Origin of the sequence: Heyndrickxia acidicola (assembly GCF_001636425.1) — a bacterium.
Taxonomy (GTDB): Bacteria; Bacillota; Bacilli; order Bacillales; family Bacillaceae_C; genus Bacillus_AE; species Bacillus_AE acidicola.
Window position 1 is genome coordinate 1,803,737 of sequence record NZ_KV440953.1, and the last position, 13,162, is coordinate 1,816,898.

Sequence of the window (13,162 nt, forward strand, 5' to 3'; positions counted from 1 at the left end):
GAGAACATTTGTCCAAGCTCTTACTTTAGCTTATGCACGGCATCAATAAAAATATCACCACGAATCTCAAAAGATTTGTATTGATCCCAGCTTGCACAAGCAGGAGATAATAAGATGACATCTCCAGGAATGGAAATATCAAAAGCTGCAGTAACTGCCTTTTCAACATTATCGACACGTTGAATCCATTCTATTCCCGCTTCACGCCCTGCTTTTTCCAGTTTTTCAGCTGTTTGACCAAACGTTATCATGCCTTTAACATTTTTCATATAGGGAATTAGCTCTTCAAATCCATTTCCACGGTCAAGTCCGCCTGCTAACAGGATGACAGGTTCATGAAATGCATTTAGGGCACTTTGTGCGGCTAGGATGTTAGTGGCTTTAGAGTCATTATAAAATTTCCTGCCTTCAATCACATCTACAAACTGCGTACGGTGCTTTACTCCTTTAAACGTCGTCAGTACCTTCCGAATCGCATCATCACTTGCCCCGATCAGCTTGGATGCTGCAACGGCTGCAAGAATATTTTCCAAATTATGATCTCCTGGCAATACGATATCCTTTCTTTCGATTAATGTTTCTCCAAGGAATGAGATAGAGCCATCCTTTAAAGAACAGCCATTTTCCAAGTATTTCTTTGTAGAGAAAGGAACGATCTTTGCTTTGGTAAAAGAAACCAGATCCAAAAGCTCCTGTTGATCCGCATTGATGATCAGCAAATCTTCTTCCGTTTGGTTTTTCGTAATATTCGATTTTGCCTTGGCATATTCTTGTCTTGTGCCATGATAATCCAAGTGTGCATCATAGAGGTTCGTAATAATGGCAATATGAGGTCTGAAGGATTCGATTCCCATAAGCTGAAAAGATGATAGCTCAATAACCATCTGATTTTCTTCTGTTGCTATCTGTGCCACTTCTGTAGCAACTGTCCCTATGTTTCCTGCAATTAAAGGATTCAGACCAGAATCAGCTTTCAATATTTCATAGATTAAGGTAGTGGTTGTCGTTTTTCCGTTCGTACCGGTAATGCCTATCATCTCAGCCTCTGAAATTTTATAAGCAAGCTCCACTTCGGTTATAACTGGAATCCCACGTAATAATGCTCCTTCAACCAAAGGATTCGTATAAGGAATACCCGGATTCTTTACAATCAGCTCGAATCCTTCTTCCAGAAGTTCAATAGGATGGCACCCGCAAATCACCTTGATTCCCTGTTCTAGCAAGCCCTGAGCCTCGGGATTTTCCCCCAGAGGCTTTTTGTCATTTACCGTTACAAAGGCTCCCAATTTATGCAAAAGCGCAGCTGCACTTACACCGCTTTTTGCAAGTCCCAATACTAAGATCTTTTTATGCTTATACTCATTTATCGTTTTCACTTACATCCACACCTCAATATAGATTCCTAATATCGCGCATAATAACCCAACTGCCCAAAATGTTACGACAACCCGCCATTCAGACCAGCCGACTAACTCATAATGATGGTGGAGGGGGCTCATTTTAAAGACACGCTTTCCTGTTGTTTTAAAAGATATTACTTGAATGATTACAGACAATGTTTCAATGACGAAAACCCCGCCAATAATAATAAGAAGTATTTCCAGCTTTGTTAAAATGGCAATAGCCGCAATTGCTCCCCCCAGTGCTAGGGAACCAGTATCACCCATAAACACCTTTGCAGGATGAGCGTTAAAAACAAGGAAGCCTAAAACTGACCCAACAACTGCTACAGAAAATACAGAAACATCATATTGAGATTGGCTCCATGCCAAAATAGCAAAAGCTCCGAATGCAATAGCCGAAGTACCGGACACCAATCCATCCAAGCCGTCTGTTAAGTTAACGGCATTTGAAAAGCCAACCAGCCAAAAGATAATAAACACAACATAGAACCAGCCAAGGTCAATAGTGGTGTGCACAAAAGGAATGGTGATGGCATTAGAAAAATGATACTGCCTATAGATCAAATAAAAAATAACAGAGATGATAATTTGCCCCAGCAATTTTTGCTTCGATGTCAGCCCTAAATTTCGTTTTAACACCACTTTTATAAAGTCATCAAGAAAGCCCAGCAAGCCAAATCCAACTGTAACCAATAAAAGTAAATAAGTTTTTACGGTTGGCTGAGCAAACTTCCCCGTCATGACCAAGGTAGCTATGATAATAGATAATACAATGACAATTCCGCCCATTGTAGGTGTACCGGTTTTCTTTTGGTGGGACTTAGGCCCTTCCTCCCTTATACTTTGCCCAAATTTCAGCCTTCTTAAAAAGGGAATAAAAATGGGTGAAAGCAATGCTGTCAGCAAGAATCCTAGTATTATTGTAAATAATGTAACTTTCTCTATCATTCCCATTATTTTATTCCCCTCCTTTTGCCTTCAGCAAACAGATTAAGTGCCGCCAATAAATCATGTCCCATTTCTTCTACAGCTATATCATATGTAAAAGGAGATTTATTAAGAAGCTGTGGTGCATAAAATTCAAATTTAGTCATAATATCACACTCTTTTTGTTTCACTTTTTGGATGTATTGCGCTGCTATAGAGGAGTAGGCATAAGCCGTATCTTCTACATAAATAATTGGAAAATCATTTGGTGTATAGGAGGGCAGCGCCAAGCCCTCCTTCCAAAGAGAAGCAATGGCTCCATTTTCAATTGCTTCATCCAGCTTCCCGCTGCCTTCTAATGGAATGAACAATCCTTTCGGCTGCTTGGAATCTGAAAAAATTGTAACATGATTAAATTGAAGGGATGGGTCATTCAGTCCCCTTGTACCCTTATTTAACGGATAAAGCTCTTTATACTTAAGCATTCTTACGCTCCTTTATTGCTTGTAATGCAACGAGGCGATCATCAAAGTCATGGATGGTTTGACCAATAATTTGGTAGGTTTCATGGCCCTTTCCGGCAATAATAATAACATCTCCATCACTTGCCATCTGCACTGCATGCTTAATCGCTTCCTTACGGTCAGGGATTACGGTGTATTCTTCACCTTTAACGCCTGTTTCCATTTCTCTTAATATCTCCATCGGATCTTCCGTACGAGGATTGTCAGATGTAAAAATAGCATCCGTAGCAAGCTTTACTGCAATTTGCGCCATGATCGGCCGCTTTGTCCGGTCCCTGTCTCCGCCGCATCCAACAACAACAATTATTCTCTTGGAAGCGATTTGTCGAACCGTCTGCAGAACATTTTGGAGACTATCAGGTGTATGGGCATAATCCACAATGACAGGGTAGGATTGGCCGCCCTTTACTAACTCAAATCTACCCGGGACTCCTGGAATACTTTCAAGTGATTGAATGATGGATTCTAATGGGATTCGTGCAGCATACCCGGCAGTTATAGCAGCAAGAACATTGTACACGCTAAATTTCCCGATCAGCTGCAAGATTACAGGAAATTCTCCCTCAGGCGAAATAAGAGTAAATACTGTACCATCTGCACTCATTTTAATATCTTTCGCTTGAAAGTCAGACTCATGGTCAATTCCATACGTGAGTACATGGGCTGCTGTAACTTTTTGCAGCTTTAAAGAAGCCGGATCATCATTATTTATTACAGCAAATCTGGGCTTAGCTGCTTCATAGGTATTGCCAAGTTGAGAAAACAAAAGGCTTTTTGCGTATAAATACTCTTCCATTGTATGGTGATAATCAAGATGATCCTGTGTAAGATTAGTAAAAACAGCAATATCAAAATCAATTCCATACACCCTGCCCTGGTCAAGTGCATGCGAAGAAACTTCCATAACAGCAGAAGCTACTCCATTATTCACCATTTTTCCGAACGTTTGCTGCAGCGTCAGACTGTCCGGGGTTGTATTCTTTGTTTCAATTTTTTCTTCATCAATCTTGATATACATTGTTCCAATAAGGCCGGTTTTTTCACCTGCATCCTGAAAAATTTGGTCAATTAAATGGCTTGTAGTCGTTTTTCCATTGGTTCCCGTTATACCTACCATACGAAGCTTTTTTGTTGGATGTTGATAATAAGCATCAGCAAGGACAGCCATTGCACGTTTTGTATCTCTAACGACAATAACGGGTACATCGACATCAAGTTCTTTCTCAGAGATAATGGCTGCAGCACCCTTTTTGACTGCTTCCGAAGCGAACTTGTGTCCATCAACCGTCAGTCCCTTAATACAGATAAATAAGCTGCCTTTTGTTACTTTTCTGTTATCCTGATAAATCCCTTCTATTTCTGGATTTGCCTCTGGTACTTTTACAAAAGGCAAAGCGGTTAAAAGTGTATGTAACTTCATCTTGTCAATCCTTCCTATACTATCAACAGAACATGATAACTCATTCGACTGCCGATACCATTATACCTGATACAAAAAAACAGTCCATGTCTATTTTACAAGAAAATCTTTTATTAATCTATTACGCTTTTAATACTTTTTGCTGCCCAGACTTTGATAAAGGCTTCTGTTGTTTCTTAGCTCATTCGAGTGGAACAGCCATTTCACTCGAATCAGCTAAAAACAAGCAGTTAGCAGTACAAAAATAAATATAATAAAGTCATTGCCTAAACAAGAAGGCGGCAATGATAAGTTGCCGCCCTCCGCATTATTTCATATATACCCGAATGGTAGATCCTTCCTCCACCTTCACTCCAGCCTCCGGAGCCTGTCTGACAACCGTATCTCCATCTCCGCTTACATCAAGCTGCAAATTATAATATTCATTTGCTATCTCTGATTTATCAAGCCCAACAAGATTTGGCACTTTCACCATCGGAGTTTGAGGGTAGGTATACTCTTTTTCAATTTGATTTTTTCGCGGCTGTACCCCCATAGCCCTAAGGCTGTCACCAATTATATTTCCTGCTATTGGAGCTGCCACCTGGCCGCCGAATTGTACCGTATTCTTTGGATTATCAACTGCAAGATAAACCACAATCTGCGGATTATCAGCAGGGGCAAAGCCTATAAATGATAATACATAGTTATTTTCCAAATATCTTCCGTTCTTTGCCTTTTGTGCTGTACCAGTCTTCCCTCCAATTCGATACTGCTCAACAAAAGCATTTTTACCGGTACCCTGCGCTACTACTGTTTCAAGGGCATACCTTACTTCCTTGGAAGTGCTTTCTGAGATAACCCTTCTTTTGGCAACAGGTGTTTTTTTCATCACAACATCTCCTGTTTCCGGATCCACCAGCTCCTGAGCTATATATGGCTGGTACAATATCCCCCCATTAATGGCTGCGGATACAGCCGCTACCTGCTGAATCGGCGTTACCGATACCCCTTGGCCAAAAGCAGTAGTTGCCTGTTCAACAGGTCCCACTCGATTCAAGTTAAAGAGTATTCCCGTTGATTCTCCTGATAAATCAATTCCTGTTTTTTGCCCAAATCCAAAATTTCGAATGTACTTAAATAAAGTTTGTTTACCAAGTTTTTCTCCTAATGCAACAAATCCCGGGTTACAAGAATTCTGCACTACCTGAAGATAGGTCTCGCTGCCATGCCCTCCTCTCTTCCAGCAATGGAGGGTGGCTCCTCCAACTTTTACGGCACCAGAATCATAAAAATGATCTTTTTCCAGATTTACTTTTCCTTCTTGAAGTGCTGCAGCCAGAGTAATTACCTTAAAAGTGGAACCCGGCTCATACGTACTCCAAATAGGAAGATTCCGGTTGTAGACCTCCTGAGGAACATTTTGATAATTTGCTGGATCAAAATTTGGGCGGCTTGACATACCAAGGATTTCCCCGGTATTGGGATTCATAGCAATCGCAATGAGGCCGTCTGGATGGTATCTTTTTTCAGCGTTATCAAGTTCCCTCTCAATAATCGTTTGAACCTTAGAATCAATCGTGAGTTTTAGATCAAGTCCATCAGTGGGCTGCTGGTAATCATCCGACATATTGGGCATTCTTTTACCTTTTGCATCAGAATAAAATTGAACCGAACCTGCATCACCTTCCAGCTCCTTGTTATACGTATATTCAAGCCCAGTAAGTCCTTGATTATCAATACCCGTAAAACCAAGTACATTCGATAAATAACTCCCAAAAGGGTAATATCTCTTTGAATCCTCAGCAATATAGACACCCTTTAGTTTTAAGTTTCTAATTTCGTTTGCTTTATCACTGGTAATTTTCCTGGCTTCTTTGATTCTTTCAATTGACGCTTTTACAGTAAGGTGCTTATAAATGGTTTCTTTTGATATATTTAAAACCTTAGAAAGCTTTTGAGCTGTCGTTTCAGGGTCTTTTACTTGTCTTGGAATAACGTAAACGGTTGGAGCACTTTGATTTGCTGCAATAGGGATTCCATTACGATCCAATATTTCACCTCTTTGCGGTTCAAATGGAATTTCCCTGCTCCATGAGTTTTTCGCCTTATTAGTCAGCATATCCCCTAATACAAACTGAACATATCCCAGACGGGCATCAATTACGACAAAAACGAACAGACCTGCAAGCAATATCGCGACCAGCCTTTTTCTTACGGTAACACTGGATACCCGTTTCACCATTTGGGTCATCCCCTTTCATAAAATTGCAAATCACCCTTTTCACGCTAAGCTTGTTCCAATTTTCACTAATAAATCCATCTTCGTTACAGTACTGTTCCCTTACTCCCCCACTGAATCAGAAACGTTCTGATGGCAATTATTTCTCTCATACAGCCCCCTAAAAAACACTATTAAAATATATGCAGAGAGGATTTTCAATAGAACAAGCCCTTCCACATTGGAAGGGCTTGTTGTTTATTGCTATAAATGAAAAGCAAAGTATGCTCATTTAACATTCTTTCCTATTAATTGTTTTTATTTGTGTTTGACTGAGACTCTGCATCCGGCGTTTGAAAGCTTACTTCCAAAGGATCACCTTCTTGAACAGGGGAATTCGGAGAGACACTTTGACTAATGGCAAATCCCTCCCCATTCATTGAGAGATTTAAGCCCAGCATTTCAGAAACACTAATAACATCGCGTTTTGACCACCCTGTCATATCAGGCATTGATGCTTGACCATCTGTTTTTATAAATACTTTTTCCCCTTCTAATAAAGGTTCTCCCTCATTCGGGCTCTGGCTGACAACAGTGTTTCCTTTACCAAGTACAATTGGATTTAGCTTTGCCTTTTTAAACATATTTACAGCGTCTGTTATGTTAAGGCCAGAAGCGTCCGGAATCTTGGTTACCGCTGCAGTTTGCATTTTATCAGGTTTTATATTCAAGTACTGAAGACTGCTTTTCATTACCGGATTGAAAATCATTTTTACCGGAGTTGATCCGCTCTCCAGTGTATTTTGATCTAAGTGAGGCTGCTGTACAACAACATACACAAGCAGTTTTGGATCATTCTCTGGAGCCATGCCTAAAAAGGAAAATACATAGTTGCTCCAGCCTTTTAAGTAGCCTCCGCCATTTGGATTCGGCATCTGGGCAGTTCCGGTTTTCCCGATAACCTGATAGCCGGGAATGTCATATACCATACCCGTCCCAGGCTTTTTGGCAACTACGTCTCTCAGGTAGCCTCTCACCGTTTTGGCCGTTTCTGCACTAATTGGATTGCCAACCACTTCTGGCTTAGTTTGTTTTACTTTGCCGGTATTCGGATCAACAATTTTGTCAATGATATATGGCTTCATCATTTTCCCATCATTTGCTACAGCAGTAGCTGCCTGAACCATTTGCATAGCTGTTACCGATGTTCCCTGTCCAAATGTTGTTGTATATCGTTCAATTGGATACTTGTACAATATTTGGCCGGATGCTTCATTTGGCAAATCAATCCCTGTAGGCTGGCCAAAGTGAAAACGATGCAAGTAGCTAAGGAATGTGTCCTGGCCAATCTTGTCCAGCAAACTAGAAAATGCCACATTTGAAGATCTTTGCAAACCTTCTAAATAGGTTATCTTTCCCCAGCCAATTCCAAAGTTATAGTCTTTAATAGGATTTGGGACCCCTTTTACATAAAATTTCCCTGAATTGTACTTTTCATTTGGATTAAATACACCCTGTTGAACGGCTGTAGACAGTGTAAAGATTTTCATAGTAGAACCTGGTTCAAAGGTTGTTTCCACCGCTTCATTATGCCATGAATTGCTTAATCCTTCGCGGGTCGCAGGATCAAATGTCGGCCTTTGTCCCATCCCCAGAATTTTACCTGTTTTCGGATCAGCAACTACTGCAATCATTTTTGCTGGATGATATTTCTGCTGAACGTTATCCAGGGCATCTTCTATAAAGTTTTGAATCTTATCGTCAAGCGTTAAATAGACATTATCGCCGTTTTTGGGCTTTTCCACTTTCTTTTTACTGCCGGGAATGATATATCCCCACATGTCTCCTTCATATTGAACCCGTCCATTATAGCCTTGGAGCAGATTGTCAAGGCTTTTTTCAAGACCCATTTCACCCACGAGTTTAGATTTGCCATTACTATCCTCCACTGATTGTGCATACCCTATTACATGAGATGCAAAGGAGCCATTCGGATAGAAGCGCTGGGCCTCAGGAGGCATAAACGTGATGCCAGGCAAATTTAGGGCTTCTATTTTAGTCATCATATCATAGGAAAGATTCTTCCCTGCTTTCCCGAATTCCACCTGAAAAACACCTTTTTTCGTTAAAAGATTGTAAATTTGATCTTCAGGCATATTGATTACAGTCGACAGCTTCGCTGCTGTCATTCGGGGATCTACTACATTTTTTGGGTTTTTAGGATCCACAGTCATCCTTTTGTCGAGAATCGCAATGAGTGTGTAGGACGGGACATCCTCAGCGAGTACATCCCCATTGCGGTCATAAATTGTCCCCCTGCTTGCCTCAATAACGTTAGATCGTAAATATTTTTGAGCTGCTTTAGCTGCCAGTACTTTTCCATCTACCTGCCCTGTGATTTCAATGATGAAAATCCTCGCAAACAATACAAAAAAGAGCAGACCGAAAAACACAAAAATAACGGCTGCTCCTTTGTTCATATTTGGTCTTTTTTGCTTCATTTTTTGTCAACAACCTTGATATTATTTTCATTTAATTTCAAACCCAATTCTTTCGCTTTCTGGGCAATACGATCGTATCGGCTGAGGTCACTTACTTGTGTTTGAAGACCTTCATTCACTTTCTGCTGGTTTTGTATTGTTGTCTGGGCGTCCTGTACATTCTTATTGACCTGATAGATGGCAGCCTGGGCGGAAATAATTTTAACCGCCATAAAGCAAACAAAGACTGCAAAAAATGCTGCTAATAATTTTTCGCCAAGTGTTATGCGTGCCCGCTTATGTAGAGGGGTTGACTGAATTTCTATATGTTTTTGGGGTTCTAAATCGTGCTGAAGCTGTTGTTTCCTTGCTAAGTTACTCATCTTTCTACCTCCATTCAACTTAATTTTATTTTTTCAGCTATTCTTAGCTTGGCTGATCTTGAACGATTATTTAGATTAAGTTCTTCTTCACTTGGTACGATAGGCTTTCGATTAACTAGCTTTAATACAGGCTTATATTCATCAGGTATTATCGGAAGTCCTGGAGGTAAATCAGGCCCGCTGCTCGCTTCTTTAAAGATCGTCTTACAAATACGATCTTCCAGAGAATGAAAGGTAATGACACTGATACGGCCTGCCGGATATAAAATGTCAATAGCATTTTTTAGTGATTCCTCGAATGCGGCCAGTTCATCATTTACCGCTATTCTGATTGCCTGGAAGACTCTTTTTGCAGGATGTCCGCCTGTCCTTCTTGCCGGAGCGGGAATTCCTTCCTTTATAAGTTCAACTAATTCACCTGTTGTTTGAATCGGGGCTTTTTCGCGGGCCGCTTCTATTTTCCTGGCAATTTGCTTGGAGAATTTTTCTTCACCATATTTGAAAAAGATGCGGACAAGCTGTTCAAATGGCCAGTGGTTCACGACATCATAAGCACTTAAATCTCCCTGCATATCCATCCTCATGTCCAGTGGAGCATCGTGGTGATAGCTAAAACCGCGTTCTGGTGTATCCAGTTGAGGAGAGGAAACTCCTAAGTCATACAAAACGCCATCAACCGATGTTATCCCTCTGTTTTCAAGCTCCTCTTTAATATGGCGGAAATTGCTTTTAATGAATGTTACGTTTGCTTCAAATGGCGACAGCCGCTTTTTTGCATTCTCAATCGCGGTATCATCCTGGTCAAACGCGAATAATTGTCCTTCAGCTGATAGTTGGGATAGTATATATTCACTATGTCCTGCCCCTCCAAGGGTACAGTCCACATATATTCCATCCGGGCGGATATTTAGTCCATCCACCGTTTCTTTGAGCAATACAGTAGTATGATTAAACATTTACATCACCTTTCCAATCGATATTGAAAGAATGCCATAGCTTATGTTCTGGTCTATATATCAAAGCCAATCATATTTTCAGCAATCTCGGCAAAGGATTCCTCAGACTCTTCAAAGTAGTCTCCCCATAAATCCTTGCTCCAAATCTCAATTCGATTGGAAACTCCTAAAACAACACATTCTTTTTCTAGCTGCGCATAGCTGACAAGCGGAGAGGGAATGTTAATTCTCCCCTGTTTATCCAACTCACATTCAGAAGCCCCAGAGAAAAAGAAACGTGTAAAGGCACGGGCATCTTTTTTGGTTAACGGGAGGGCTTTTAGCTTTTCTTCAACTTGCTTCCATTCGTCTATGGGGTATCCAAATAAGCATCGGTCAAGACCTCTTGTGATGACAAAATTGTCACCAAGAAGTTCGCGAAACTTGGCCGGTATGATAATACGGCCCTTCGGATCGATGTTATGTTGATATTCCCCCATGAACATGGCCCTTACCCCCACTTTCTATAATTAATGTACCACAATCCCCCACCTTTCACCACCTATAATTAATATTCTTTCTCCGGGAATTAATTCCTTCTTTTAAAATCAAGCTTTCTTGTCTGTTGACTCAAGTATTTCAATTTCCACTAGACAATATTTCTATCTCAAAAAAAAGCCCGCCCTCCGATTAATAGACGGAGAAACGGACCTTTAAAAAATGAAATTTATATGTGAATCAGTTTATGGCTACCGTCAAATTCATAAGGCAATTCCATTAAATCCTCAATAAAGTTAAGACCATACTTGTTTAAATAGTAGAACAAATTCCAAGTTCGCTCCTGAGGGCCATTTTGAGGGCGCAATGAACGCTCAATTCTGTCATACCTTTCCAGCGAAAGATCATTCTTTTCTTGCAGGCTTTGGTCAAATTTTCTTTGCAAGAAATCAATTTGGCCAAGATGGAAAGAAAGATTCTTTTTCACTAGAGGACTTAAGCCTTTAGTGGTTTTCTCCTCAATTTTTTCATAGCTGGTTTCAAGATGTGCTTTAATATCTTCCAGAATATGTTCAATGGATACGTCCTTTATCGAGTTCCAGAAATCAATCTTTTCCTCTTGTACTCCCTTTAGAACTACCTGCTGAACGGATAGTCCAAGCTGCCGGATATCTCTTTCAATAGAAGATTCCACAAAACTGATATTCATTCTCGGAACAATGGGCGGCATCTTGTAACCCATCGTTTCAAAAGCGAGCTTCAGTTCACCCCAGTAGGAAATTTCACCCGGCCCCGCAATAAAGGCAAGTGTAGGAAACAGCCATTCCTGCATTAAAGGCCTAGTCACCACATTATTGCTGAAAGCCTCAGGCCTATCATTTAACGAGTCAATAATTTCAGACTTCGAAAAAGAATAGTCTCCATTCTTTGTCCTAAAAGCCTCGTGCTGTGAATCATACTCCAAAAGAAGTCTTTCTTTCCCAGTATAATAGAAGAGATTAACCGCATTCTCATATAATTCAATGGCAGGTGGGAATTCAAACGCTTGAATTTGTTCCTGCTGATCCAATACAGCCCGTGTAATACGATCATGCTTTTGAATTAACTCCTCAAAGTATGCTTTTTCTATTTTCCTTAACGAAGGATCTGCTGAATCAATGACCAGTAAACCATACTTCTTAAATAGCTTTAATATAATAAAATTAAAGAAATCAACGATGGTTTTGGAGGCAGCAGCAGCTTGCTCAGCAAAATCCAGAACCTGCTTTGTATATCGTGTTTCACCGAATGGTTCAAAAACTTTATGAAGCCATTTTTTCATTTGGTTTTGATCGAATATCACATCCGAAACCATTTTCTTTTCCATTGGCCCCTCAGAATAACTGAACTTTTTCAGCAAACGGTTATGCTCTACAAAAACATGATTTATTTCTAAAAAGTCATGATCTTCCCCTGCAATCCAGAAAACAGGGACTACTGGCTTCTGGAGCGCTTTCTCCTGTTCCTCTGCCAGCTTTAATACAGAAATTAATTTATGTATCGTATAGAGCGGTCCTGTCAATAAACCTGCTTGCTGTCCGCCAATAACAACAACTGAATCTTCCTGCTTCAATTTATCTAATGACGCTTTTATCTGCTCGGAAGAAGGATATCTTTTCATGTACTCTTCAATACATCGTGCAAGGCTTTCGCGTGGAAAATGCCTCTCCTGTAAGTCCGCATATCTCTCTTTAAAAACCGAGGTTTTTTTTATGTCATAATGAAAAAAATCCTTTACAGGCTCCATTTGTTCTATGTAAAGGGAAGCAAAACGGTTTGTTGCTGGAATTGTAATCTTTTCCAGTTCCATAAAACGGTTCTTCCTTTCTTGAAGTACGATATTTTACCTCCTAGAGTATAGCATTCTTAGGGGGAAAAAGAAAAATAATTGCTTTTTAAATGGCTGAGTCTTTTAACCTTGTTCAGATACCCCTTTGAATAATTGCCTTTTTCTATTTTTTACTTTAAGCAGGAGTTTTTACAAATAGATTGACAATTTTGGATATCCATAAATATTGGGTTAGGCTGCAACTTCGGATGTGCACTGATTCTCCTGCTGGTTGATTTCCGCTGCAGGCACTCGCTTTCCGCGGCCGGCCGGGAGCCTCCTCGTCGCAAGCTCCTGCGGGGTCTCCCTATGCCTGCTTTTCCCGCAGGAGCCTCGTGCCTTTCGCTTCAATCAACATAAGTTTCAAATCTACATTGGACTGTAATGAGTTGTTGGTTGCGTTCTAGTCTTCCTGTTGATTGACTTTCACTTCAGGGCTCTCTCTTTCCACGGGTGGTTAGTAAAACTTCTAATCGCATTCTCTTCTACATGAATATCCCTCAGAAATCTCCTGCCTTATAATTC

General features: G+C 40.4%; 11 protein-coding genes. All 11 read right to left on the minus strand.

The genetic code is table 11. The features are described 5' to 3' along the window. Window positions 1-20: 20 nt before the first annotated feature. Complete coding sequence (gene murD / locus A5N88_RS08465; protein ID WP_066264819.1) at window positions 21-1,376, minus strand: UDP-N-acetylmuramoyl-L-alanine--D-glutamate ligase; 1,356 nt, start codon at window positions 1,374-1,376, stop codon at window positions 21-23. Next, window positions 1,377-2,351, minus strand: a complete 975-nt coding sequence (gene mraY / locus A5N88_RS08470; protein ID WP_066270373.1) for a phospho-N-acetylmuramoyl-pentapeptide-transferase — start codon at window positions 2,349-2,351, stop codon at window positions 1,377-1,379. A 5-nt stretch (window positions 2,352-2,356) separates the two neighbouring features. After that, a complete protein-coding gene (locus A5N88_RS08475; protein WP_066264820.1) occupies window positions 2,357-2,815 on the minus strand; it encodes a hypothetical protein in 459 nt (152 codons plus the stop codon). Then, window positions 2,808-4,274, minus strand: a complete 1,467-nt coding sequence (locus A5N88_RS08480; protein ID WP_066264824.1) for a UDP-N-acetylmuramoyl-L-alanyl-D-glutamate--2,6-diaminopimelate ligase — start codon at window positions 4,272-4,274, stop codon at window positions 2,808-2,810. The genes A5N88_RS08475 and A5N88_RS08480 overlap by 8 nt, the downstream gene beginning before the upstream one ends. Before the next feature lie 307 nt (window positions 4,275-4,581). Next, a complete protein-coding gene (locus tag A5N88_RS08485; RefSeq protein WP_066264825.1) occupies window positions 4,582-6,498 on the minus strand; it encodes a stage V sporulation protein D in 1,917 nt (638 codons plus the stop codon). 284 nt (window positions 6,499-6,782) lie between these two features. Continuing rightward, a complete protein-coding gene (locus A5N88_RS08490; RefSeq protein ID WP_066264827.1) occupies window positions 6,783-8,975 on the minus strand; it encodes a penicillin-binding protein in 2,193 nt (730 codons plus the stop codon). Further along, window positions 8,972-9,337: a cell division protein FtsL gene (gene ftsL, locus A5N88_RS08495; protein ID WP_066264829.1), complete on the minus strand. Its 366-nt coding sequence runs from the start codon at window positions 9,335-9,337 to the stop codon at window positions 8,972-8,974. Before ftsL ends, A5N88_RS08490 begins: the two co-directional genes overlap by 4 nt. A 14-nt stretch (window positions 9,338-9,351) precedes the next feature. Beyond that, window positions 9,352-10,293, minus strand: a complete 942-nt coding sequence (rsmH, locus tag A5N88_RS08500) for a 16S rRNA (cytosine(1402)-N(4))-methyltransferase RsmH (protein ID WP_066264830.1) — start codon at window positions 10,291-10,293, stop codon at window positions 9,352-9,354. 53 nt (window positions 10,294-10,346) lie between these two features. Further along, the gene (gene mraZ, locus A5N88_RS08505; protein ID WP_066264834.1) at window positions 10,347-10,778 is read right to left on the minus strand and encodes a division/cell wall cluster transcriptional repressor MraZ; all 432 of its coding nucleotides are present in this window, start codon (window positions 10,776-10,778) and stop codon (window positions 10,347-10,349) included. 221 nt (window positions 10,779-10,999) lie between these two features. Beyond that, window positions 11,000-12,619 (minus strand): bacillithiol biosynthesis cysteine-adding enzyme BshC, encoded by a 1,620-nt coding sequence (gene bshC, locus A5N88_RS08510; protein WP_066264835.1) that lies wholly within the window; start codon window positions 12,617-12,619, stop codon window positions 11,000-11,002. Window positions 12,620-12,829: 210 nt separating this feature from the next. Further along, window positions 12,830-12,988, minus strand: coding sequence for a hypothetical protein (locus tag A5N88_RS25450; protein WP_198160205.1), 159 nt, complete (start codon window positions 12,986-12,988; stop codon window positions 12,830-12,832). Window positions 12,989-13,162: the final 174 nt, after the last annotated feature.